Genomic DNA, 24,003 nt, shown 5'->3' with positions numbered 1-24,003 from the left:
TGTTTCTCCTCCTCCTATCGCTTGGCCGCACCTGCCACAAGCTGCAAGTAGCTGTCCGCAGCCAGGCTCGCTCCGCCGACCAGCGCACCGTCGATATCCGGCTGCGCCATGTAGCTGGCGATGTTTTCCGGCTTGACGCTGCCGCCGTACTGAATACGCACGGCTTCCGCTGTCGCCTGGCCGAAGCGCTCCGCGACCACGCTGCGGATCAACGAAATCGTCTCGTTGGCATCCTCGGCAGTCGAGGACTTGCCTGTGCCAATCGCCCAGATCGGTTCGTAGGCGATGATGCTTTTTCCCACCTGCTCGGCTGTCAGGCCCGCAAACGCCCCTTCCGTCTGCGTGCGCACAACTTGAGCAGTTTCGCCTGCTTCCCGCTGCTCCAGGCTTTCGCCGACACACACGATCGGCACCAGACCTGCCGCAAGCGCAGCTACGACTTTTTGATTCACGCTCTCATCTGTTTCATTGAAGTATTGGCGACGCTCGGAATGGCCGAGAATCACGTACTCCACGCCGATTTCCTTCAGCATCGCCGCGCTGATTTCCCCGGTGTATGCACCCTGCTCGGCAAAATGCATGTTTTGCGCGCCAACGGCAATATCTGTGCCGGCAAACGCCTCTTTCAAGGCAGCCAAAGCTGTAAATGGCGCGCAAATGACTTTTTGTACCCCGGAAGTGCTGTTGCCAGCCTTGGCTTCTTCCGCAAACGCCTTCGCCTCGGCAATCGTCTTGAACATCTTCCAGTTCCCCGCGATAATTGGTGTCCGCATGCAAACTCCCCCGCTTCGCTCTTATTCGTGATCTGCCAGCACAGCTACGCCTGGCAGCTCCTTGCCTTCCATAAATTCCAGCGACGCCCCGCCACCTGTAGAAATGTGGGTCATCTGCTCGGCTACGCCCGCTTTTTCCACCGCAGCCACGGAGTCTCCGCCGCCGATGATGGTCGTACCCGCGCACGCTTCCATCGCTTTGGCGACGCCGATTGTGCCTTCTGCAAAAGCGTCCATTTCAAACACGCCCATCGGTCCGTTCCAAACGACCGTTTTGGACTCGACAATCACGCTACGGTATTGTTCCACTGTTTTTGGCCCGATATCGAGCGCCATCCAGCCATCCGGAATCGCATCGATGGAAACGACTTTTTTCTCCGCGTCAGCCGCAAAGCGGTCTGCCACAACGACGTCGACTGGCATCAAAAGCTCGACGCCGCGCTCTTTTGCCTGCTCCATCAAGCTACGAGCCAGATCGAGCTTGTCATCCTCGCACAGCGATGCGCCGATGCCATAGCCTTGTGCCTTGAGGAATGTATTTGCCATGCCGCCGCCGATAATCAAGTGGTCAACCTTGGTCAACAAGTTCTCAATCACAGCAATTTTATCTTTTACTTTTGCGCCGCCGACGATTGCCGTAAATGGACGCTCTGGCTTGGACAAGGCTCCGCCCAGGAAGCGAATTTCCTTTTCCATCAACAGCCCCGCTACAGCCGGTATGTATTGGGCAATTCCCGCTGTGGAAGCGTGTGCCCGGTGTGCTGCCCCAAAAGCGTCATTGACAAACAGATCGGCCAGCGCCGCAAAGCGTTTTGCCAGTTCCGGATCGTTCTTTTCTTCTCCCGCATGGAAGCGCACGTTTTCGAGCAGGATCACGTCTCCGTTTTCCATGCGCCCGACTGCCGCTTCTACGTCTGCCCCTATGGAATCATCCAGCTTGCGCACTTCCTTGTCCAAAAGCGAAGACAGGTGGGAAGCGACAGGAGTAAGACGCATCTCTTCCACTACTTGCCCCTTCGGACGGCCAAAATGGCTTGCCAGAATTACTTTGGCCCCTTTTTCCATCAGGAAACGGATAGTTGGCACAGCAGCGCGAATGCGAGTATCATCGGTAATTTTCCCGTCCTGCATCGGCACGTTAAAGTCGACACGGCAAAATACGCGCTTGCCTGCCAGCTCAACATCGCGGATAGATTTCTTGTTCATGAACGATCCTCCCAAATCATTGGCTTTTTATTCGGAAAAAACATATGGGAAAAGGGAGATTGCTCTCCCTTTTTCACAACAGTTCTATTTTACGTGTTACAAGCCGCGCTGTGCAACAAAATGACACAAGTCTACGACACGATTGGAATAACCCCACTCGTTATCGTACCAGGAAACGACTTTCACCATGTTTCCTTCCAGGACCATCGTGGACAGCGCATCGATTGTGGAGGACGCCGGGTTGCCGTTGTAGTCGGAAGAGACGAGCGGAGCTTCGGAGTAGCCCAGGATGTTTTTCATCGGACCCTCTGCCGCTTCCTTCAGCGCGTTGTTGATCTCTTCTACCGTAACATCGGTTTTCAGCTCGGCTACCAGGTCGACAACCGACACGTTTGGAGTCGGTACGCGCATCGCGAAGCCGTTCAGCTTGCCTTTCAGCTCAGGCAGCACGAGTGCCACTGCTTTTGCTGCCCCTGTGGAGGTAGGGATAATGTTTTCCGCAGCAGCGCGGGCACGGCGCAAGTCTTTGTGCGGCAGGTCGAGAATTTGCTGGTCGTTGGTGTAGGAATGCACGGTGGTCATCAGACCGCGCACGATTCCGAACTTGTCGTTCAGCACTTTGGCAAACGGCGCCAGGCAGTTGGTTGTGCAGGACGCGTTGGAGATGACGGTGTGCTTCGCCGGATCGTATTTGTCCTCGTTTACGCCCATGACGATCGTAATGTCTTCATTCGTAGCAGGAGCAGAAATGATGACTTTTTTCGCTCCGCCCTCCAGGTGCTTCGCCGCATCTTCGCGCTTGGTGAATCGGCCTGTAGACTCAACGACGATCTCTACTCCGTAGTCGGCCCATTTCAGTTGGGCAGGATCGCGCTCAGCGAGAACCTTGATTTCTTTTCCGCCCACGATCAGCGTGTTTTCGCCCGCTTCTACAGGCAGGTCCAGCACACCGTGCACGGAATCGTATTTGAGCAGATGAGCGAGCGTTTGCGCGTCAGTCAAATCGTTTACGGCTACGATTTCTACATTCGGATTGCTGAGTGCTGCGCGGAACACGTTGCGACCAATTCGTCCAAAACCGTTAATCCCTACTTTTACCATGAGAAAAAACCTCCTGCTCGTTAGCTAGCTTTATTCTTTGTGGCTATAAACCCACCTTCCGGCGAAAAGCCTCGGGTGGAGAGAATCGTGACAATCGGCAATACAATGCTGAAAAACACGAAGGGCAACGTCTGTACAGTAGGAACGCCGAGCGTCAAAGCCATCACCATCGACAGGCCGTTCCACGGGATCAGCACAGGCATGACAACCGTGGAGTCCAGCATCGTTTTGCCCAGCAGCTCGCGTCCGCCGGTCCATTGCGAGAACCGTTCGAGAAGCGTCGAGCCAAGCACCAGAATCGGAATGGTCTGGTTGCAACTGATAATGACGACCAAAAGTGACAACGCTGCCGCTTTTGCTACCAGTACGGTCGGATTTTTCGTATTGCCCATCAATTTGTCGACAATCGGAGTAAGTATGTTGGCCTGGTTCAAAATGCCGTTCAAAAAGCCTGCCAGGACAATCAGCAGCAGAACGTTCAAAATGGCAACCATCCCGCCGCCGTGCACAAGCTGATCGAGCGGTGTGCCCGAGTGCAGCTCGTATCCGTACAGCATGGCGGAAAAAAACGTCTTGGCGTCAAGCTGTCCGTGAATGCCCACCATGACGGCGCTGACCACGATTCCGTACAAAAGCGCGGTCACGGCCTTTACTCGCAGGGCGAAAGACCCGATCAGGACAATCAGCGGCAGCATGAGCAACCCATTTAGCGAAAAGTGGCTGGACAACAGCCCTTGATACAACGAAATCATCTCGCCGGAACCGGTCTGTGTGCGAAACAGATCCATGAGGAGAAACAGCACGGCGCATATGCCTGTCGCGAGCATGGCAGGACGCCTGGTTCGCCTGTCCTGTTCTTCTGTCATTCCGACATTGGACAGGACGAGCAGCCGGCTGCTGGAAATCGGCGAAAACCGCTCTCCCACCATCGCTCCGGAGATCAACGCGCCACCGACAATCGCTGGCGAAATGCCTGCCGCATGGGCAATCCCCATCAGCGACAGGCCGATGGTACTCAAGGTGCCAACAGAGGTCCCCAGCAGATAACTGACCGCTCCTGTCAGCAAAAAGGAGAGAACAAACAAATAGTCGACGTTGACGATGGACAACCCGTAGTAAATGATCGCGGGTATGGTTCCTCCCATCATCAAAAGCGGAATCAACACGCCCACCAAGAAGAGGATCATGAGAACCGGCTTCGTCTTCTTGACGCCTTCCCAGCCAAACGAGAATTGCTGCTTCAAGGAATAGCCCAGTTTGCTCACACTAACCAGTGTGACCAGGATCGCAAAAACAATCCCCAGCGCAATCGGAAAACCGAGTGACAAACTGAACACAATTCCTGCAATCATCGCCAGGATGGGCATAACCTGCGCCATAGACATACGATCAGCTTCCTTCCGTTACAATCGTGCGGACAACAAGGCTCTTGCAGCCCCTTCATCCGTAATGAGTACATTCTGACACGATTGTTTGGCAAAGGAAAGAATCGCTTTTGCCTTGCTTTCGCCCCCCGCTATGGAGAGTACCGTTTCAGCTTTGTGCACTTCCTCCAGTTGCAGCCCGATCGTCGGCATCCGGTGGACGATTTCGCCCGCTTCATTAAAGTAGTAGCCGAAGGACTCAGACACCGCCCCGGCTTCTGCCAAATCAGCGAGCTCCTCTTCCGAATAATTGCGGCGGCGAGCCATTGCGAGGGCGTCGCCGATGCCGTGCAGCACGATGCGCGTATCCCGCAAAAGCGAGAGCACATCTTGCACCTGCGGCTCCTTGAGCAGCGTCTGCAAGGCTTCCGGATGCAGGCGATCCGGCACGTGAAGCAGCCGGTAAGTAGCGCCAGTCTTTGCAGCCATGGCAGCGGCAAGCGAGTTGGCTTGCAGCTCCACTCTCTCGCCCAGGCCGCCGCGTGCGGGCACAAACTGCACATTTTTGAACGAAGCGGAAGGCGTCAAGTGGTTGGCTACGCTTGCGATGGAGGTGCCGCCTGTCACGGCGACAATATCTCCCTCCTGAACGACCTGCTTCAGCACTCTCGCTCCTACGCGCCCCAGCTCATCCTTGACCCACGGCGACTGGTCTGCGTCGCCCTGCACCACGATCACTTCCGGGATGCCGAGCTTCTTTTGCAGACCTTCTGCCAAGTCTGTAAGGCCAAACAGTTCGCCTACGAGCGGCTCCATGTCATCCAGCACCTGCTGCCCCTCTCCGCTCAGGTGCATCCCTGCGGCGGTAACCGTCAACAGCCCTGTCTCCTTCAACAGCTCGACTTCCGCCCGCAAAATACGCTCTGTCGTATTCATCGCTTGCGCAAGCCCTCTGCGTCCGATCGGCTGCAAGTGGTAGATCGACCGGAGCAGCATATACCTCTCGCGCAAGACCTGAGTCAGATCAGGCAGCAGCTTTTGCTGCAGTTCCAGTAATCGTCGCATGTGCTTACATCCTTGGCTGTAAAATTGATCGGGACGTTTTTTGTCCCTGTATATACATTTTTTGTCCCGATTGGTGCAAAAAAAAGATCACTTGCTTCACCTTGAATGTAGCATATCGGCGAAAAACATGCAAGCTCCCCCTAGCCCAATCTTGGCAGGGGGAGCTTTTCTTCCATTCAACTGGTCAACTGGCGCTTCCGAAACTCAGCCCGCAGCTCCTCGATCGTCACTACATGCGTAATCGAACGGAACACTACTTCTCCGTCGATCGCCACTACCGGAATCACCAGCATCATTTCTTCGTGAAGCTGTGCGTCGCTCTCAATGTCCACGATGTGCAGTTGCAACGGAAACTCTTCCGCCAGACTGCGGATGGCAAGCTCCACATCGTCGCACAAATGGCATTTTTTCCGTCCGTACAGGACGACCTCAAGCTGCTTGTTGTTCATTGTCGTTTAAAACCTCTTTCGTTTTGCAGAGGACGGGATCAGCATTTCTTCGCGGTACTTGGCGACCGTGCGGCGAGAAATTTCGATTCCTTCCGCAAGCAGCATTTCCCCCAGCTTCTGGTCAGACAGCGGCGCCTTGCGATCCTCCTGCTCAATCAACGCCTTGATTCTGCGTTTGACGCTCTCCGAGGATGTCGCAGACCCGCTGGAAGTGGTGAGGGCGGAAGTAAAGAAGTATTTCAGCTCAAAAATGCCCCGCGGAGTCTGCACGTATTTGTTGCTGGTCGCACGGCTGATCGTCGATTCGTGCAAGCCGACCCGCTCGGCGATCTCCTTTTGCGTCATCGGCTTCAAGTAATGGATGCCGCGGTCGAAAAAGTCGCGCTGCATGTCCACGATCGCCTGGGTGACGCGCATCAGCGTCAGACGGCGCTGTTCCAGGCTTTTCGCCAGCCACATCGCAGCGTTAAGCTTGTCGTGGATAAACTGCTTCGCCTCTTCCTGGCTTTTTTGCTGACTAAGCATTTTCTCATAAAAGCTGTTGATTTTCAAACGCGGCGCCGCCACATCGTTGACGAGCACGACGTACTCGCTCCCGACCTTTTCCACCGTCACGTCCGGGATGACGTATCTCGTCTCCGCCTGGGAAAACTGGGCGCCGGGCCTTGGATTCAGCGTGCGGACCAAATCCGCCATCGTCTGCACTTCCTGCGGCGTGCAGCCCACTTTGTCGGCAATGCGCTGGTAGCGGTTGTCGGCGAGGTCTTGCAGATGGTTGCGCACGACCAGGACGATCTTTTCGTCGTCGAGGGCCAGGTGCTCCAACTGCAAGAGCAAACATTCCTCCAGACTACGCGCCGCCACGCCTACCGGATCAAAATGCTGCAACACCGACAGCACATCCTCAATCTCCGGCACGTCTACCCCGAGATTGCGGCTCGCTTCCTCCAGCGTAATTTCCAGATAGCCTTTTTCGTCCAAATTTCCGATCAAAAACAGTGCGATTCGCTTTTGCAGAGGCGAGAAGCCTTTTACATAGCCAAGCTGCCGCTCCAGATGCTCATACAAGTTTTCGTTGCCTTGCTGCACGTAATCCAGCGGGTTGTAAGTGCTTTCATTTTTTGCCGGAGAATAATCGCCTGTCGCGCGGTTTCCGACGATTTCCTTCCAGTCGATTTCCGGCGCCGGCTTTTCTGCTTTTGCCGTAGCCACTTCCGCTGCCACTTCCAGGTCAAATACAGGATTTTCGTTGGCCTGATCCTGCAAATAGGAGATCAGATCAACAGCAGAGTATTGCAATATAGTAATGGCCTGACGCAACTCCGGCGTCATCACAAGTTTCAGCGTCTGTTCCTGATACAAACCCAATCCCATGTTCATGAAGCTCGCCCCCTTCCCACTGCTTCTTGCGAATGTCTCTTTAATTTTCATTATATTCGTTCTCTCTTGCAATTTTCCTGCCAATTTTTGAAGAGCGTACACAAAAAATTGAGATTGCTTCCTGTTCACACTCATGAAAAAAAATCACACAAAATCTCGTTTTTCGTTTGCATTTTTCCCCGTGGATGACTTATAATTAATTAGTGTCAACCATTATATTGCACGCCTGTAGCTCAGTGGATAGAGCAATGGTCTCCGGAACCATGTGCGGGGGTTCGATTCCCTTCAGGCGTACCATACGAAAAAGACTGGATGCATTCCAGTCTTTTTTCTGTTTACAGCCCTGTTTTTCGCGCCAAAAAAGCCTGCGCAGCGCCATCCTCGCCGCAGGCTTGATTTTTTCCGCTCTACTGATCCAGCTCTTTGCTCGCCGCGTCTTTCCCCGGCAGCGGATCAATCTGCTCCGGTTTCCGGGAATAAGCTTTATTCGTAACCAAAATCGTGGCCCCGATGATAAGAACAAACGTCAGGACAAGAACGATGATAAACCCCGTGCTCATGCATACACCCCCGCCAGTTTTTGCTCCCTACATTATAGCCTATTTTTTCGGCGCTTTTGAACCTTCAACCGTTTACCAACGATAAATTACCAGCCAATCCCACTATATTCTAATTTTGGCGATAGGAAAACACCGTCAACAACACGAATACTATCTCGACACGACTATCCAAATAATTGAACCGCAAGGCAGGATATTTATGACAGATCAGCTAAAGCCCACGTTTACGTGGAAAAAGAAGCATGTTCCGCGCCAGATGACGAGTCTCCTCTTTCCCGACCAGATTTTGAAAGCGTTTTTTCACTATACGACAGATGCCATCTCCATCAGCAACATGGACAACCGCATCGTGCTGGTCAATCAAGCGTTTGAGCAATATTACGGGTGGTCGCTGGAGGAGCTTGACGCTTCTCCGTACTGTTTTATCCCGGACGAGCTCGTCAACGAAACGAGACAACTGTTTGACGCCGTCAGGAGCATGGGCGTTCATTTGACCAACTACGAGACGGTGCGAAAGCGCAAAGACGGGACACTCGTAGAAGTTACGCTGTCCGCAACCCCCATCCGGGACGAAAATGGCACCATTATCGCGGCCTCCTGCGTCACGCGCGATATCTCCGACCGCAAGCGGATCGAAAAAGCGCTGCGCCAGACCGAAACCAAGTATCGGCTGTTGATTGACCATACCCAGGACCTTGTGACGATTTTCGACGAGACGCTGCAGCGGATATACGTCTCTCCATCCATCGAGCAGCAGCTCGGCTACTCGCCTGCCGAGCTCGTCTCTCCGGGCAGCCTGGAAATCACTCATCCCGAAGACTTCCCTCTGCTCCTGGCCAAACAGCGGGAAATTTTCCAAACCAAACAGCCCGTCTTCCTCGAGCTTCGTTCCCGGCATAAAAACGGCGCGTGGATCTCCTTCGAGACGCGCGGCATTCCCATGGTCCAGGAAGACGGGACCGTCAAAAACATCATGTTTGTGTCCCGCAACGTCACGGAACGCAAAGTTTCCGAGGCGGCTTTGTCCCGCATCAAAAAGGAAAGCAAAATCATTGCCGAGCATACCGACGATTTGATTTTGATTACCGACAAGCATGGCGAGATCGTGCACCTCTCGCCTTCCTATGAGCGGGTCACAGGGACGAGCCAGCACGCCGGGCCAATGTGCTTCCAATGCGTTCACCCGGAAGACGTCGAGCGTGTCCGCGAGCAATTTCACGATCTGGTCCGGACGCTGGAGCCTCGCACCTGCGAATTTCGCTACCGGAGCGCGCATGGCGACTGGATCGTTCTGGAGGCAAAAGGCGCGCCGATTTTGACCGACTGCGGCGAGTGCGACGGCTTTATCATCGTGTCCCGCGACATTACTGAGCGCCGCAACAACGAGCTGCTGCTCCGCCAGGCCGAGAAGCTCTCGGTGATCGGCGAGCTGGCCGCGGGCATCGCGCACGAGATTCGCAATCCGCTCACTTCGCTGAAAGGCTTTATCCAGCTTTTGAAGCCGACGCTGAGCGAGCAACAAATGTACGCGGACATCATGCTCTCGGAGCTGGACCGGATCAACTTCATCGTCAGCGAGCTGCTCGTGCTTTCCAAGCCGCACAACGTCCAGATCAAGTCGCTTTCCCTCGTCTCCTTGCTGGAAAACGTCTTGACCTTGCTGGCATCGGAATCGAACCTGAAAAACATTCCGATTCACACGTCTTTTGAGTATGCCCCCGTTATTTCCGGCGAAGAAAACCAGTTGAAGCAAGTGTTTATCAACATCGTCAAAAATGCGCTCGAAGCGATTGACGGACACGGCGAGATCATGCTAGCCACCAGCGCAAAGGCCGATCAGGAGGTACTGATTACGATCGCGGACAACGGCTGCGGAATACCGGAAGAGCTGATTCCGAAGCTGGGCGATCCTTTTTTCACTACAAAGGAAAACGGAACCGGCCTGGGCCTGATGATTAGCAGCAAAATCATCAAAGACCACGGAGGCCACCTGGAAATCGCCAGCAAACGCAATGAGGGCACGACTGTAAAAATTACGCTCCCGATTGCGCACGAGCAAAAAGGGCCATCCTAAAAAGGCGTCAAGCCAAACAGCGTGGAAGATGGAGGTGCCCTATGGACTTTACCAAAATGAGCACGAGCGAGTTCGTCGCCAAAATTCGCGAATCGCAGGCGAAAAATCTGAGAAGCCGCAAGCACCAAGGCTACGGCCACCCGGAAAAACGGCTGCCGAGCAAGCAAGGAATCTGGTAAGATCGCAAAAGCCCACCCAGGAGCGTCAAGCTCGCTTGGGTGGGCTTTTTGCTTTTCGCTTATTGCGGGTCTTGCTTGTTCAGGTTGCGATCTCGTTCGGACTTTTGCTTCTGGGTATCCTGGGTCTTGCTGCTGTGCCCTTGATTGCCGCCGTTTTTCGTATTGCGATTGTTTGACATGCGAATGCCTCCTTCTAGCTGGTCTTCGTGCCAAACGTAGTATGTCCCAAACGGCTCGTTCCTACCGACCGATTACTTCGCTTCGCCGATGTAAACTTTTTTCCCGTCTTCGTATTTGTACACGTAGACGGACGCGAACTCGTTGTCGCCTTTGTCGTTGAAGGTCACGTTTACGAATTTGCCTTTGTAGTCTTTTGTTTTGTGCACGGCTTCCAGCACTTGCTCACGGGTTGGCTTTTTGCCGCCGTTCGCTTTGATCGCTTCTTCCAGACCGTTGAGCATTACGCCCATGGAATCATAACCGAAAGATGTGAAGATCCCCACTTTGTTGCCAGTCGATTTTTCGAAGTCTTCGATCCATTTCTTGCCTTCTTCTGTAGCGCCTACGTCACCGACAGTCGAGGTGAAGACGACGTTGTTCGCATTTTCAGCGCCGGCGATTTTCACCAGGTCAGCGGAGTCGTAGCCGTCTCCACCCATGAAGATGCCTTTGAAGCCTTTTTCGCGCGCCTGCTTGACGATGATACCAGCATCGGAGTAGTAGCCGCCGAAGTAGATCATTTCCGGATTTTTCGACACGATCTGGTTGATGACCGCGCTGTAATCTTTCTCGCCTGCGGTTACGCCTTCGAAGCCGACGATTTGCACGCCGTCTGCTTCAAACTGCTTTTTCACTTCTTCCGCAAGACCTTGGCCGTAAGCAGCCTTGTCGTGCATGATGAACGCCGATTTTACACCGAGCTGGTTTTTCGCGTAGATGGCTGCCTTGGAGCCTTGCTGGTCATCACGCGCACAGATGCGGTGTACGATCTTTTTGCCTTGCTCAGTCAGGTCAGAACCTGTTGCGGATGGAGATACCATCACGAGCTTTTCTTGATCGTATTGGGCAGCGGCAGTAATCGAGGCACCAGTTGTTGCGTGGCCGACGACACCTACCACATCAGGGTTGGAAATCAACATTTGGGCGACGGCTACCCCTTGTTTCGGGTCAGCCTGGTCGTCTTGTGCGGAAAGCTGTACGTCAAAGCCGAGCGCCTTGAACGCCTCCTGCTTTTCCTTCAGGGCGTATTCCGCACCTGCTTTGGCTGTGCTTCCATAATCGGAATATTGGCCGGACATCGGACCGACTACGGCGATAACCAGCTTCTCCCCTGCTCCGCCGCCACTGGTGCTTCCGCCTCCGCTGTTCGATTGTGGGGCGCTGGATTGACCGCCGCCGCAACCTGCAAGCAATGTCCCCAGTGCTACCGTAGCAGCCAGAATTGACAGTGATTTCTGTTTTTTCATAGCAAAACATCCCCCTCTTTATTTACGAACAAACTATGATGCACTCTTTCATTGTAGGATATTTTAGAAAATTTGCAATAGAAATGATAATATTTCTCCTGTTTTATTACCTTGGTTTATATTTCCGTGCAGTATATTTTCAGAAAATTAAATAAAAACAACCACATCCCGCAAGAGTGGTCGTTTTTATGGAAAAATATTATTACTCTTTGTATTTTTGGGAATACGCTTTGCACGTAACGTATATGGCCAATACTACAAAGCCAACCAGCATCGCTACACTGGCAAACGTGGTTCCTTGCATGAGTGTAAGTCCCCTCTCGATTGCGCCTGCTTTTTCTCTATTATACGAGAAGCGCGAAGGCAATCACAACGGAGGAATCATCCAAAAGGTTACGAATTGATCTCGGTTGTCAGCTTGTAGGTGAGTGTTTTCGCATCGTAAGTCACTTTGGCACCCAGCTCTTGTGCGATGTACACCAATGGTACCAGCACAGCTCCGGTAGTTGCACGCGGCGGGTTCGGCACGCGGATTTCCTTGCCGTTTTTGTAAGCAAACGTGCTGTTTTCATACATGCGCAGGCCGTACTTGTTATCTTTGGAAACCAGAAGCGATTTGGTCATGGTATCCCATGCTGCTGCGCCTCCGAGTGCCAATGCCAACGTACTTGCGTTTACATAAGCCACTCCGTTTTCAGTTACGATGTCTTGAGGAAACGGCAGCTCTTTGCCATTCAGCTCAACTTTGATTTTCAGTTGTTGCTGTGCAGGTGCCTGTTGGGCAAAAGCAGCAGTCGCTGCAACACTTCCTGTCAGCAAAGCGGCTGTAAGCATCAATGTGGAAAACTTGCGAAGCATACTAAACACCCCTCGATTTTTATGAAATGAATTCCAATTTTATCATTTTCGACACATATCTGCTTTTTCCTCTTTTTCATTCCATACTTTTCCTATGTTAACGAGACGCCAAATATGCCAAAACTATGGAAATCAGGCGTGCTATCCCGCGAACAAATGTTTTTGTGCACAACCTGTTGATAAAACTGTGGATAACTTTGCTTGAACGGAGGAAGCTTTCATGGCGAGCGATCGTTTTTTTCTGATTTACCAGGAAGCCAGCGATGAAGAATGTTTGCTGACCATCCAGCCGTACAAAAATCAGCAGGAGCTGGCAGAGGCCATCAATCAGCTTTCGGCCAAGCAGGTGGAGGAATATACGATCATCAAGGGGAAAAAGATGAAGGCGACGCTCAAGCTGGCTGTCGACCTGACGGAAGCAGACGACGCGGAAGAAGAATGAATGCTTTCCTTTTGCCATAGGTTTAGGGAGAGGCAAAATGGCAAACATGGTAGTGAGGGCGTGCACTTATGTGTTTGACCTTCATTGACCTTTTGTGTATGATAATCTTACAAAGAGAGGAGGAAGACGAGATGCACATGAATTTGATTCCAACTGTCATTGAACAGACCAACCGCGGTGAACGTGCTTACGATATTTATTCGCGCCTGCTCAAAGACCGCATCATCTTTCTGGGAACCCCCATCAATGACACGGTAGCCAACATTGTGGTGGCCCAACTGTTGTTCCTTCAGGCGGAAGATCCGGAGAAAGACATTCATCTGTACATAAACAGTCCTGGCGGTTCCATCACTGCCGGAATGGCGATTTACGATACGATGCACTTCATCAAGCCAGACGTCTCCACCATTTGTATCGGAATGGCCGCTTCGATGGGCGCTTTCCTGCTCGCTGCCGGAACAAAAGGCAAACGCTATGCGCTGCCAAACAGCGAAGTGATGATTCACCAGCCATTGGGCGGTGCACAAGGTCAGGCAAGCGATATCGAAATCGCGGCGAAACGCATTTTGAAAATGCGCGACCACCTGAACACCATCCTGGCTGAGCGTACAGGACAGCCGCTGGAGCGCATCCAGAAGGATACGGATCGCGACAACTTCCTCTCTGCCCAAGAAGCAGTAGAGTACGGATTGATCGACAAAGTCATTACTTCCGAGCCTTCTTCGAAAAAGTAACGTCTGCGTCAAAAAACACTCGTGCCCATCGAATTGTTGGCACGAGTGTTTTTTTATAGGGCGCTGTATGTGCCTCGGTGGTCCCCTGTCGGCACGCCCTTATCATTCGCTGACAAAGCAGCCGTGAAAACGCCAGGACGTCCCGCGCTCGGCTTGCCAGCTACGCTTTTGTTTCGTTTGCGAGGGTAGACTTAGACTTCTTCCAACTGACTGACGTACACAGTCAAGCTGTTGCCGGGGTTTCTTTCCTGATGAATGCGCGCGGTAGACGTCTTCTCGTCGACTGCATCGATCCACACCGACTCGCCTTGGTATTCTACCTTGATTTTTTCAGGAGAATAAAGAATAGCCTGCGCTCTTGTCAGATCCATAGGTTCTTCCCTCTTATCGCTCGTCGTCTAAGGCTTGCTGCGCGGAGCTTGCCCCTGTCATCGTATCCACGCTCGTTTCCTCGATCAAGCCGTTCTGATCGGAAACGATTCCGCCGCCAAGTCCTTCATTTATCATCCGGTCGATGTCCATGTCGTATGCATCCCGACCTTCGTTGCAGCTATCCCGACACGTGTCACGATTGCTCATGAGTCATTCCTCCTTTATTGCGCTCTACATTGTTTAGCAATACCCTGCGCCACGCAAAATGATGCATGGACGCAAAAAAAGACACCCCCGATTAAGGGACAGTGTCTTTCGTCCATCGTTTTCTACTCTTCTTTGCTTACCAGATTGGAAAGGCTCAAAACTGCCTGGGAGGCATCCGGCCCTTCTGCCAAGATGGTAATCTCCGTTCCCGAGCTGATGGCGAGGCTCATGATACCCATGATGCTTTTCGCGTTGACCTTTTTGTTGCCTTTTTCTACGAATACTTCCGATACAAAACGGTTGGCCTCTTGTACGAAAAAGGCAGCCGGACGAGCCTGCAAACCGGTCTTCAACTGAACCACAACCTGCTGTTGAACCATGAATGGACCTCCTAACCTTGTAGACTATTATCCTTTAGTATATCATGCATCTACAACGAAAGATTTTGTTTTTCACGTATTTTGTCAGCGATTTCGTTAATTTTTCGCAAGCGGTGATTAATTCCCGATTTGCTGACAACTCCGCTTGGGACCATTTCCCCCAGTTCTTTCAAATTGATGTCGGGGTGTGCCACACGAAGTTCGGCTACCTCACGCAGACGTCTGGGCAAGTTCTCCAGCCCGATTTCCTGGTCGATGAGCTGAATGTTTTCCATTTGTCTTGTGGCAGCGTTTACCGTTTTGTTGATGTTGGCAATCTCGCAATTGTGCAAACGGTTCACAGAGTTGCGCATGTCCTTTACGATCCGGACGTCCTCAAAATACAACAGAGCCTGGTGTGCTCCGATCAGGCTCAAAAACTCCGTGATTTTCTCGCCTTCTTTAATGTAGAGGACGTACCCCTTTTTCCGCTCGATGCACTTGGCATTTAGTTTATACCGATTGGCGATCTTGGTCAATGCTTCGCAAAAATCCTGATAGGAGGTGAATATCTCCAGATGATAGCTGGATGCCTCCGGATGGTTGACCGAACCGCCTGCCAGAAAAGCACCGCGCAGGTAGGCAGCCCGGCAGCACGACTTTTTCACAATCTCGGGAGCGATCCCGGGTACGAACGACAGGCTGCTGTCCATGATCGCCAGGTCTTGCAAAATTTCATTGGCCTGGTTAGGTATTCGCACGATGTAGACGTTGTTCTTTTTCAGCCGCATCTTTTTGCGAACGAGCAGCTCGCAGTGCGTCTGAAACAGCTTTTTAATCAAGGTGTAAATCCTTCTGGCAATCGCCGCATTTTCCGTCGTCACATCCAGCACCAGGCGTCCTGCTCCGAACTGCAAGCTCCCGTTCATACGGATCAAGGCAGACAATTCGGCCTTGCTACAGCAGTCGGCGCCCTCCATCATGGTCAGTTCTTTTTTGGTATGCGCGGCGAATGACATCGAACCTCACTACTCCTTCTCTATCTTCAGCACCCTCCGTCTGCGCTTGACGAGTGAAACGACTTGCTTGCTCACGGCATGCGCATCGTGACGCAGGTAACCATCCTCAAATGTAACCAACGGCTTTGCGACAATATGCAAGCCGAGCTGACGCAGCTTTTTCAGGTCACAGGGGACAGGAGCCGCTCCTTTCTCCGCGTATTTTTCCAACACGTGGTTCGGCAGCTCGGCTGAATTGACAATGATCGTATCCAGAAATGATTCTTTTACATGATCGTACATGACCTGCACATGCTTCGAGGCGGTGAAACCGTCCGTCTCTCCTGGCTGTGTCATTACGTTGCAAATATAAATCTTCGGGGCCGTTGAGCGCTTGATCGCAGCAAACAGACCGCGCACCAGCAAATTGGGCAGTATGCTCGTGTACAAACTGCCCGGTCCAATCAAAATGGCATCCGCCTCAGCAATGGCCAAAAGCGCCTCGCTCAGCGGCACAGCGTCTGCCGGATCAAGGAAAACCCGTCTGATTTCCTTGCCTGTCAGCGGTATTTGGGATTCTCCGATCACGATTGAGCCATCCGTCATTTCGGCTTTCAGACGAATGGATTGCGTGGACGCAGGCAGCACATCTCCACGCACCGCCAAAACTCCGCTCAATGTTTTGACTGCGGTGACAAAATCTCCCGTGATTTCGTTCATTGCGGCAAGTAATAGATTTCCCAAATTATGCCCTGCTAATCCCGTGCCTGAGGAAAAACGGTACTGCATGACTTTTTCCATCAACGGCTCCGTATCGGCCAAAGCAGTCAGCACATTGCGAATATCTCCGGGCGGCAGCATATCCATTTCCTCGCGCAGACGTCCCGAGCTTCCCCCATCGTCTGCTACGGTTACAATCGCTGTAATATGCACCGGCTCATGCTTCAAACCGCGCAAAAGGACGGACAGACCCGTTCCTCCGCCAATGACGACAATTCGTAATGGCCTTGACTGCAGCCTCCCCATTCCCTTAGTAGGCATATGTCACCTCATTATTTCTGATACAAATAAACAGGTGGCGTTCTCTTGCGGATGACCTAACGTTTTTCTTCCTGCCATCCTATGCTCACTTGTTCTTTTCCATGTCTCGATGACTGACGCGGATGGTAAAATCTTTTCCGAAGGTCTGGCCCAGATGCTCTGCAATCGCGACCGAGCGGTGTTTTCCGCCCGTACAGCCGATTCCGATCACAAGCTGGCTTTTGCCTTCGCGCTGGTAATGAGGCAAGGTGTACGCCAAAAAGTCCGTCAGCTTCTCGATGAACTCTTTGGTTTCCTTGTGCTTCATCACGTAATCAGCCACCTCTGGATCGCATCCGGTCTTGGGCCGCAACTCGTCTACATAATGCGGATTCGGCAAAAACCGGACATCAAACATCAAGTCCGCGTCAATCGGCGTACCGTATTTAAAGCCAAACGACAATACATTGATCGTAAGGGGTGATCCTTGTTGTGCGTATTGGTTGATGATTTTTTCCCGAAGCTGCGCTGGCTTCATTTGACTCGTATCGATAATCTGATGCGCCCAGCCCTTCATTTCCTGCAACAGACGGCGCTCAGCATGAATTCCTTCCAGAGGGGAACCGTTCGGTGAAAGCGGATGTCTGCGACGAGTTTCCTTGTAACGGGAAACCAGCGTTTGGTCGTTCGCATCGAGGTAGAGGATGTGATACGACAATCCCTCCATCTGATCCAGGCTCTCGATCGTCACGGAGAGACTTTCGAAAAACTCCCGTCCACGCAAGTCGATCACCAAAGCGACACGCTCAATACTCCCGCCAGACTGTTTGACCAACTCGGCAAATTTGGGAATCAGTACTGGGGGCAGGTTGTCAACGCAAAAATAACCCAGGTCCTCCAAGCTTTGTACAGCAACTGTTTTTCCCGCACCTGACATTCCGGTAATAATCAGGAGATTAATGGCCTTGTCGTTTCCCAATTCCGTCACGCAACTCGCCTCCTACGATTCTGACAATAGCATACCATACTCGCGCCCCTATTCGCACCTTTTTGGGCGCTTCCCCACTTTTCCCAGCTTTCGTTTCCGCTCGCGAACAAGCTGTTTTTGGACAAAAAAAGATGCGCGACTGAAATGCCAGCCACGCAACAATGTTTATATAGATAAGGGGGTCAATTCATTGTCTTTATCTTACCCTTGAATTATTTCACTCATGTTACAAGCACGTTAAGAGATTGTGACATTTTGTTCCTTTAGCTTTTCGTTCAGCTCTTCCACGTAGTGTTGAGCCGATTGGGCCGCAATGGAACCGTCTCCGGTTGCTGTCACGACCTGGCGCAGCATTTTTTCCCGAACGTCACCGGCTGCGAACACGCCTTTTACTTTGGTTTGCATTTTTTCGTCGGTGAGGATGTACCCTGCGTCATTGGTAATGCCCAACGAACGCACGCTTTCAGTCAACGGGTCCATACCTACGTAGATGAACACGCCGTCTGTCGCAAACTCTCGCTGCTCGCCAGTCTTGGTGTTTTCCAGGAGGACGGACTGCACTTTGCCTTCTCCGCGAATTTCTTTTACAGCGGAATCCCAGATCACTTCGATCTTTTCGTTTTCAAAAGCGCGTTTTTGCAAGATTTTTTGCGCGCGGAACTGATCGCGACGGTGGACGATCGTCACTTTGGAAGCGAAGCGGGTAAGGAAAACGGCTTCCTCTACCGCGGAGTCGCCGCCGCCTACGACAACCAGCTCTTTGTTGCGGAAGAAAGCGCCATCGCACACAGCGCAGTAGGAAACGCCACGGCCGGACAGCTCTTTTTCCCCTGGTACTCCGAGCAAGCGATGCTCGGCACCTGTTGCAACGATTACCGCTTTGGCCAAGTATTCCTTGTCCCCAGTGATTACGCGTTTGTACGGTTCTTCATCGCGAATTTCCTTGATCTCGCCGTAGGCGTACTCTGCACCGAACTGCTGCGCATGCTCGAACATTTTGGTGGAGAGGTCAGGACCGAGAATGGAAGTGAAGCCTGGATAGTTTTCGATTTCCTCCGTATTGGCCATCTGGCCGCCAGGAATACCTCTCTCCAGCATCAGAGTGCTCATGTTGGCGCGGGAAGTATATACAGCAGCCGTCATACCAGCAGGGCCGGCTCCGGCGATGATAACGTCATAAACTTTTTGCTCGCTCATATCTGTTGCCTCCTCGTCTGACACGCTTCTTTTATTTAAAATTATTATAATGTAATAATCTATTTAAAATCAAGTGTCGACAATACTTTGACGCATTTTGCTACGGTTGCCGTGGAGATCCCGTATTTCTCGGCCAGATACGCTTGCGATTTTTTGTTGTTCCCTATTGTTCCGTATACATATTCTAATGCAGCGATCCATGCAACTGCTTTCCGCACTTGTACTTGGCTTTGTGCGTATTTCTGATGCTTTTCCCAGACGCGCAGGCACCATTCTCCGGCCTCTTGCTGTCCTTCTGCGAGCAGGTAGCGGTGAATCCCTTCTTCTACGCTCATCTCAGCCTGAACGGCACTGCTTTGGTGCCCTTTTACAGCCGATTTGGGCGCATCCTCGGGCATGGCCGCTCCCATGTCTGCCAGCGCCAGCAGAGCCAGCTTTTGCAGTTGGGGATTGTCGGTCTGGTAGTAAAATTGGCGAACAGCGTGCTCAGCCTCATCATCGCCAATCAACGACAAAGTTTGCAGAACGGCAAATTTGACTTCGTCGCGTCCATGCTGCAAGGCCCACAAAAGCGATGCGCGAATCATCGGATCGTTTTTGAAGTCCTCTACTCCGGTAAACGGCGCCTTTTCCCAGGACACGTCGCGTTGCGGCGGGTTGTACTGGTACGGAATCGGCTTTATAGTTTCCCCTTCTTGCTCGTTTTTTACCATCTGGATGTACTGGTCGGCAATTCCGGATTCCGGGTCCATCTGCTTGGCTTTTTGCCACCAGCGCAAAGCCTGGTCTTTTCGCCCGCTCAAGTACGCGGAGATCGCCGCATAGTGGTAGGTGCAGGCTTCGTGCGGACGGCCCGCCCGCAGCATCCGCTGGTAGTGGAAGTACGCCTCGTCATGCTGTCCAAGCACTCCCATGGTCGTTGCCAGCTTGTACGTGTTTTCCGGGTGAAACGGAACGACCTTTTTTAGCATGTCCATCAACGCCAGCAGTTCTACTGTATGGTTGTGATGGGAGAGCAAAACGGCGAGGTTGCACAGCGCATGCAAGTTGCCGTGCTCCTTCTCCAGCGTCTTGTCGATCGTCTCCATCGCTTTTTGGAAATCGCCCACATAGTAATAGGCGAGCGACAAGTTGTTCCAGGCCGGCAAAAAGTCGGGGTCGGCTTCCACGATTTCTTTCAATATATCCAGCGCTTCCAGGAAGCGGCCTTCCTCCAGACTGCGGCGTGCACGCTCATGCTTGCTGTACACATCCTCGTTTTCACTCGGCTGGAAGTGGCGCGGCGGCAAGTCCAGCTCGAAGTAAATGTAATCGAGCAGTTCTTCCGCTTCCTCGCGGTAATGCCCGTTGCCCGCCTCTTGCAGATAACGGACGGCCATTTCTTCTGCCATCTGGTAGTCTTCCAGATTGGCGTAGTTGTTCGCCATATAGAAGTACACTTCTACCATGGACGGGTCCCATTTTTCTATAATCTCGTACAGGACTTCATTCGATGCTTCAAACTGTCCGGTTTCGGCGAGGGCACTGGCCAGGTGGCAATGGCATTCCACATTGGCAGGCTCCATCTCAACGGCGCGCCGAAACGACCGCAGTGCTTTTTCATAGTCGTACCGGTTCAAAAAGCGCATTCCCCGGTCGACAAAAAAAGCGGCATCTTGCTTGAAGTCGACGACAGTTGTTTTTTTCAAAATACTTTTGTTATGTTTCATAAAACCTCCAACATCATAGGAGCAGCACTTCAAGTATCGTACCAGAAGCGGTGCCAGCCTACAAGCTGACTCGTCTTTTAAAGTGTGTATTTTACAGTTGAGACTCCCACGGCTAAAGCCGCAAGCCTTCCACCTTGCGGTGTACGGGTGGGATTCTTGAATGACTAAGCGTTCGCAGTCCATTTCTGTTTTGAACAGCCTTCAAGATGAGGGCATCTCATTGCCCCTCCTAAGACAGTGCATATAGCATCTTAGGCTGATTGACTGTTACCATCAATCACAGGTGCATATCGAATGTTCATAGCACCGACTAAATCACGATGTTTTTCGAATCCACATTTGCATTTATACTTACGGTCTTGTGCCTTATTCTTCTCAGAGCATTTAGGGCATGTCTGACTTGTGTATGCAGGATTCACATGCTCAACTCTAATACCAACTAAATTCGCTTTATATTCAATGAACTGAGACAGGCGATAAAATGACCAAGTATGCAGATTCTTTTCGTTTTTACGGCTTGTTCTTGCCGTCTGTCTAATATTCGCCAGTTGTTCCAAGCGAATGACAGAAATTTTATTGTCTTTTGCAAAATTTACGATAGCACGACTAACCTTATGGTCTTGGTCTTTCATCCAACGTTGTTCTTTATCTTTTGAACTACGAATCGCATTTACCTTTTTCTTTTTGCCTAATGCTTTGCGTTCAGAACGGAACTTACGCTTCATGTACTTATTTTGTCTGCCATTCCCAAAGAAACGTACCTTTTCATCATCTGTTACAGCAACGGCAGGAACTTTTAAACCCAAATCAACCCCCATGACTTTTACTCCTGTTCCTTCCATAGTAGGTATGGTGACAGAAATTTGGGCAATCCATTTATTTGCTTTCTGTGTGATTCGAAGCGTACCTAATTTGTGTTTTAGCAAAGCAAAGTTACGGTTGTCTTTATCAACTAACAAAGCACGGATAGGTGTTTTAGTTACCTTGCCGTCAATCATAATCGGCATGGAAATGTGCGTGAAATCAAACGAATAGTTTTGATTGTTCCAAATGCAGACAGGTTTCTTCAAAACAGGAACAGTAGTGAATTTGCTTTTCTTCGCTTTCTTAAACACACTTTTCGCGTCCTTGATAGCTTGATTTTTAACGGCACTTGGCAAAGAAGCAGAAATATCCTTACTCGACTTCTTTGTGCTTTTCTTTTCAGCAACCATTTCGGAAACGAGAGTATTGATAGTGGAGAGGTACGTTTGACTCATCTCACGCAAAATAGAAGCCTGTTCTTTTGTTGGAAGCAATTTCACTTTGACTGTGATGGTCTGCGACATGATTTTCACCCCCTTGTTTTCTGTTGTTCGACATATCGCTTTATCGTTTCACTTGCGGTAGAAACGAAGTATGAGCGTGTCCACAAACTCGGCAAATGCCGAAGATGTGGAAACTCTTCACGCAATTTCTTAGGGGGTGCTATCGCACCGTAGCGGGCTTTCTCGTTCGGAAAATCTGTAAAAGCAGGAAAACACCACTGGCGCATAGCAAGTGGTGTTTACGAACTGTAATGGAGCGGACGACGGGTCTCGAACCCGCGACCTTCGCCTTGGCAAGGCGACGCTCTACCAATTGAGCTACGTCCGCATATTGTATCATCTTTTCCCTGTTCAATTGTTTGTAAAAACTGGTGAGCCATGAAGGACTCGAACCTTCGACCCTCTGATTAAAAGTCAGATGCTCTACCAACTGAGCTAATGGCTCGTACATGGTGGCTCGGGACGGAATCGAACCGCCGACACGAGGATTTTCAGTCCTCTGCTCTACCGACTGAGCTACCGAGCCATGCTATTCCATTGCCATTTCTGACTTTTTCTTAGATAGAAATGGCGGAGCTGACGGGACTCGAACCCGCGACCTCCGGTGTGACAGACCGGCGTGAACTCCAACTTCACCACAGCTCCAATGTGGAAGGTTTGTTCCTTCAAAACTGAATACGCATGTTTGCTAAGAAATGTGTGGATAAGTCCTCGACCGATTAGTATTCGTCAGCTCCACGCGTTGCCGCGCTTCCACACCGAACCTATCAACCTCATCGTCTATGAGGGGTCTTACCAGCTTAACGCTGTGGGAAATCTCATCTTAAGGGGGGCTTCACGCTTAGATGCTTTCAGCGCTTATCCCTTCCATACATAGCTACCCAGCCGTGCTTCTGGCGAAACAACTGGTGCACCAGCGGTATGTCCACCCCGGTCCTCTCGTACTAAGGGCAGCTCCTTTCAAATTTCCTACGCCCGCGACAGATAGGGACCGAACTGTCTCACGACGTTCTGAACCCAGCTCGCGTACCGCTTTAATGGGCGAACAGCCCAACCCTTGGGACCTACTTCAGCCCCAGGATGCGATGAGCCGACATCGAGGTGCCAAACCTCCCCGTCGATGTGGACTCTTGGGGGAGATAAGCCTGTTATCCCCAGGGTAGCTTTTATCCGTTGAGCGATGGCCCTTCCATGCGGAACCACCGGATCACTAAGCCCGACTTTCGTCCCTGCTCGACTTGTAGGTCTCGCAGTCAAGCTCCCTTCTGCCTTTACACTCTACGAATGATTTCCGACCATTCTGAGGGAACCTTTGGGCGCCTCCGTTACCTTTTAGGAGGCGACCGCCCCAGTCAAACTGCCCACCTGGCATGGTCCTCTCGCCCGATGAGGGCGACGAGTTAGAAACTCCGTACATCAAGGGTGGTATCCCACCGACAGCTCCACAGAGGCTGGCGCCCCTGCTTCTCAGCTTCCCACCTATCCTGTACATGATGCACAAAGTTCCAATACCAGGCTACAGTAAAGCTCCATGGGGTCTTTCCGTCTTGTCGCGGGTAACCTGCATCTTCACAGGTATTATGATTTCACCGGGTCTCTTGCCGAGACAGCGCCCAAGTCGTTACGCCTTTCGTGCGGGTCGGAACTTACCCGACAAGGAATTTCGCTACCTTAGGACCGTTATAGTTACGGCCGCCGTTTACTGGGGCTTCGGTTCAAAGCTTCGCTTGCGCTAACTCATCCCCTTAACCTTCCAGCACCGGGCAGGCGTCAGCCCCTATACTTCGCCTTGCGGCTTCGCAGAGACCTGTGTTTTTGCTAAACAGTCGCTTGGGCCTTTTCACTGCGGCCCCCTCGGGCTCAGCCCACCCAACGCAAGCTTACGCTCACGTTGGGCGGGGACCCTCACCCTACCGGGGCGCCCCTTCTCCCGAAGTTACGGGGCCATTTTGCCGAGTTCCTTAGCAAGAGTTATCCCGCGCACCTTAGGATTCTCTCCTCGCCTACCTGTGTCGGTTTGCGGTACGGGCACCTTGTTCCTCGCTAGACGCTTTTCTTGGCAGTGTGAAATCAGGGACTTCGGTACTAAAATTTCCCTCGCCATCACAGCTTGCCCTTAGCGGTGTGCGGATTTGCCTACACACCAGGCTTACTGCTTGGACGGCCATCCAGTAGGCCGCTCACCCTATCCTCCT

The 24,003-nt window shown here is 51.8% G+C and carries 23 protein-coding genes, 5 tRNA genes, 1 rRNA gene and 1 pseudogene (1 of these 30 only partly in view); 5 read left to right on the top strand and 25 right to left on the bottom strand.

Translation table 11 applies throughout. From position 1 onward, the window contains the following. Nucleotides 1-14: 14 nt before the first annotated feature. From tpiA to rpoN, 7 genes are all read right to left on the bottom strand, one after another. Nucleotides 15-773 carry a triose-phosphate isomerase gene (tpiA, locus tag BA6348_RS05900; protein WP_005826937.1) on the bottom strand — a complete coding sequence of 253 codons (759 nt, stop codon included), beginning with the start codon at nucleotides 771-773 and terminating at the stop codon, nucleotides 15-17. Nucleotides 774-794: 21 nt separating this feature from the next. Then, on the bottom strand, nucleotides 795-1,979 hold the full coding sequence (locus BA6348_RS05895) for a phosphoglycerate kinase (RefSeq protein ID WP_122953379.1): 1,185 nt from the start codon (nucleotides 1,977-1,979) through the stop codon (nucleotides 795-797). Nucleotides 1,980-2,075: 96 nt separating this feature from the next. After that, nucleotides 2,076-3,080 (bottom strand): type I glyceraldehyde-3-phosphate dehydrogenase, encoded by a 1,005-nt coding sequence (gene gap, locus BA6348_RS05890; protein WP_005826932.1) that lies wholly within the window; start codon nucleotides 3,078-3,080, stop codon nucleotides 2,076-2,078. 20 nt (nucleotides 3,081-3,100) lie between these two features. Further along, the gene (locus tag BA6348_RS05885; protein ID WP_005826930.1) at nucleotides 3,101-4,465 is read right to left on the bottom strand and encodes a Na+/H+ antiporter NhaC family protein; all 1,365 of its coding nucleotides are present in this window, start codon (nucleotides 4,463-4,465) and stop codon (nucleotides 3,101-3,103) included. Nucleotides 4,466-4,483: 18 nt separating this feature from the next. Continuing rightward, the gene (locus tag BA6348_RS05880) at nucleotides 4,484-5,509 is read right to left on the bottom strand and encodes a sugar-binding transcriptional regulator (protein WP_005826928.1); all 1,026 of its coding nucleotides are present in this window, start codon (nucleotides 5,507-5,509) and stop codon (nucleotides 4,484-4,486) included. 176 nt (nucleotides 5,510-5,685) lie between these two features. After that, nucleotides 5,686-5,958, bottom strand: a complete 273-nt coding sequence (locus BA6348_RS05875; RefSeq protein WP_005826926.1) for a glutaredoxin family protein — start codon at nucleotides 5,956-5,958, stop codon at nucleotides 5,686-5,688. 6 nt (nucleotides 5,959-5,964) lie between these two features. Then, on the bottom strand, nucleotides 5,965-7,338 hold the full coding sequence (rpoN, locus tag BA6348_RS05870) for an RNA polymerase factor sigma-54 (protein WP_007782190.1): 1,374 nt from the start codon (nucleotides 7,336-7,338) through the stop codon (nucleotides 5,965-5,967). A gap of 222 nt (nucleotides 7,339-7,560) precedes the next feature. Here rpoN and BA6348_RS05865 point away from each other — a divergent pair. Next, nucleotides 7,561-7,635: transfer RNA gene (locus tag BA6348_RS05865), tRNA-Arg, on the top strand. A 110-nt stretch (nucleotides 7,636-7,745) separates the two neighbouring features. On the opposite strand, the gene BA6348_RS26515 is transcribed toward BA6348_RS05865, so the two are convergent. Further along, nucleotides 7,746-7,898, bottom strand: a complete 153-nt coding sequence (locus BA6348_RS26515) for a hypothetical protein (protein ID WP_005826922.1) — start codon at nucleotides 7,896-7,898, stop codon at nucleotides 7,746-7,748. Nucleotides 7,899-8,097: 199 nt separating this feature from the next. Between BA6348_RS26515 and BA6348_RS05860 the strand changes: the two genes are divergently transcribed. Together BA6348_RS05860 and BA6348_RS05855 are read left to right on the top strand one after the other, a co-directional pair. After that, the gene (locus tag BA6348_RS05860; RefSeq protein ID WP_005826920.1) at nucleotides 8,098-9,972 is read left to right on the top strand and encodes a PAS domain-containing sensor histidine kinase; all 1,875 of its coding nucleotides are present in this window, start codon (nucleotides 8,098-8,100) and stop codon (nucleotides 9,970-9,972) included. Between the two features lie 41 nt (nucleotides 9,973-10,013). Beyond that, nucleotides 10,014-10,151 carry a DUF4023 domain-containing protein gene (locus tag BA6348_RS05855; protein WP_005826919.1) on the top strand — a complete coding sequence of 46 codons (138 nt, stop codon included), beginning with the start codon at nucleotides 10,014-10,016 and terminating at the stop codon, nucleotides 10,149-10,151. 251 nt (nucleotides 10,152-10,402) lie between these two features. Here BA6348_RS05855 and BA6348_RS05850 read toward each other — a convergent pair whose 3' ends face one another. Together BA6348_RS05850 and BA6348_RS05845 are read right to left on the bottom strand one after the other, a co-directional pair. Further along, the gene (locus BA6348_RS05850; RefSeq protein WP_005826917.1) at nucleotides 10,403-11,617 is read right to left on the bottom strand and encodes a branched-chain amino acid ABC transporter substrate-binding protein; all 1,215 of its coding nucleotides are present in this window, start codon (nucleotides 11,615-11,617) and stop codon (nucleotides 10,403-10,405) included. A 393-nt stretch (nucleotides 11,618-12,010) separates the two neighbouring features. Continuing rightward, entirely contained in the window at nucleotides 12,011-12,475 is a 465-nt protein-coding gene (locus BA6348_RS05845; protein ID WP_005826915.1) for a copper amine oxidase N-terminal domain-containing protein, read from the bottom strand. A 220-nt stretch (nucleotides 12,476-12,695) separates the two neighbouring features. Here BA6348_RS05845 and BA6348_RS05840 point away from each other — a divergent pair, with 220 nt between their 5' ends. Then, a complete protein-coding gene (locus BA6348_RS05840) occupies nucleotides 12,696-12,917 on the top strand; it encodes a hypothetical protein (protein ID WP_005826913.1) in 222 nt (73 codons plus the stop codon). A 131-nt stretch (nucleotides 12,918-13,048) separates the two neighbouring features. After that, nucleotides 13,049-13,651 (top strand): ATP-dependent Clp endopeptidase proteolytic subunit ClpP, encoded by a 603-nt coding sequence (gene clpP / locus BA6348_RS05835; protein WP_007782171.1) that lies wholly within the window; start codon nucleotides 13,049-13,051, stop codon nucleotides 13,649-13,651. A 191-nt stretch (nucleotides 13,652-13,842) separates the two neighbouring features. On the opposite strand, the gene BA6348_RS05830 is transcribed toward clpP, so the two are convergent. The 15 genes and pseudogenes from BA6348_RS05830 to BA6348_RS05760 all read right to left on the bottom strand — a co-directional run. After that, nucleotides 13,843-14,022 (bottom strand): H-type small acid-soluble spore protein, encoded by a 180-nt coding sequence (locus tag BA6348_RS05830; protein ID WP_005826910.1) that lies wholly within the window; start codon nucleotides 14,020-14,022, stop codon nucleotides 13,843-13,845. 13 nt (nucleotides 14,023-14,035) lie between these two features. Beyond that, nucleotides 14,036-14,230, bottom strand: coding sequence for a hypothetical protein (locus BA6348_RS05825; RefSeq protein WP_005826908.1), 195 nt, complete (start codon nucleotides 14,228-14,230; stop codon nucleotides 14,036-14,038). Between the two features lie 122 nt (nucleotides 14,231-14,352). Continuing rightward, on the bottom strand, nucleotides 14,353-14,610 hold the full coding sequence (locus BA6348_RS05820; protein WP_122953378.1) for an HPr family phosphocarrier protein: 258 nt from the start codon (nucleotides 14,608-14,610) through the stop codon (nucleotides 14,353-14,355). A 50-nt stretch (nucleotides 14,611-14,660) separates the two neighbouring features. Then, on the bottom strand, nucleotides 14,661-15,608 hold the full coding sequence (whiA, locus tag BA6348_RS05815; RefSeq protein ID WP_005826906.1) for a DNA-binding protein WhiA: 948 nt from the start codon (nucleotides 15,606-15,608) through the stop codon (nucleotides 14,661-14,663). Nucleotides 15,609-15,617: 9 nt separating this feature from the next. Further along, nucleotides 15,618-16,628, bottom strand: a complete 1,011-nt coding sequence (locus tag BA6348_RS05810) for a gluconeogenesis factor YvcK family protein (RefSeq protein WP_025848983.1) — start codon at nucleotides 16,626-16,628, stop codon at nucleotides 15,618-15,620. Between the two features lie 85 nt (nucleotides 16,629-16,713). After that, nucleotides 16,714-17,595: an RNase adapter RapZ gene (rapZ, locus tag BA6348_RS05805; RefSeq protein WP_007782163.1), complete on the bottom strand. Its 882-nt coding sequence runs from the start codon at nucleotides 17,593-17,595 to the stop codon at nucleotides 16,714-16,716. Nucleotides 17,596-17,832: 237 nt separating this feature from the next. Continuing rightward, nucleotides 17,833-18,792, bottom strand: coding sequence for a thioredoxin-disulfide reductase (gene trxB / locus BA6348_RS05800; protein WP_122953377.1), 960 nt, complete (start codon nucleotides 18,790-18,792; stop codon nucleotides 17,833-17,835). Between the two features lie 59 nt (nucleotides 18,793-18,851). Next, entirely contained in the window at nucleotides 18,852-20,501 is a 1,650-nt protein-coding gene (locus BA6348_RS05795; RefSeq protein WP_005826902.1) for a tetratricopeptide repeat protein, read from the bottom strand. 251 nt (nucleotides 20,502-20,752) lie between these two features. Next, on the bottom strand, nucleotides 20,753-21,829 hold the full coding sequence (locus tag BA6348_RS05790; RefSeq protein ID WP_007784978.1) for an RNA-guided endonuclease InsQ/TnpB family protein: 1,077 nt from the start codon (nucleotides 21,827-21,829) through the stop codon (nucleotides 20,753-20,755). Nucleotides 21,830-21,834: 5 nt separating this feature from the next. Continuing rightward, nucleotides 21,835-21,960, bottom strand: a pseudogene (locus tag BA6348_RS05785) (transposase); the annotation flags it as partial. A gap of 100 nt (nucleotides 21,961-22,060) precedes the next feature. Then, nucleotides 22,061-22,136 (bottom strand) — tRNA-Gly (locus BA6348_RS05780). A gap of 41 nt (nucleotides 22,137-22,177) precedes the next feature. Then, a tRNA-Lys gene (locus BA6348_RS05775) sits at nucleotides 22,178-22,253 on the bottom strand. 5 nt (nucleotides 22,254-22,258) lie between these two features. After that, nucleotides 22,259-22,334, bottom strand: a tRNA-Phe gene (locus BA6348_RS05770). Between the two features lie 42 nt (nucleotides 22,335-22,376). After that, nucleotides 22,377-22,453 (bottom strand) — tRNA-Asp (locus BA6348_RS05765). Between the two features lie 54 nt (nucleotides 22,454-22,507). Continuing rightward, nucleotides 22,508-24,003 (bottom strand): 23S ribosomal RNA (locus BA6348_RS05760); it runs 1,523 nt beyond the window's last position.

Origin of the sequence: Brevibacillus agri (assembly GCF_004117055.1) — a bacterium.
GTDB classification, from domain to species: Bacteria; Bacillota; Bacilli; order Brevibacillales; family Brevibacillaceae; genus Brevibacillus; species Brevibacillus agri.
The sequence above is the reverse complement of the archived record's forward strand: the minus strand, read 5'-3'. Positions and strand labels throughout refer to the sequence as shown.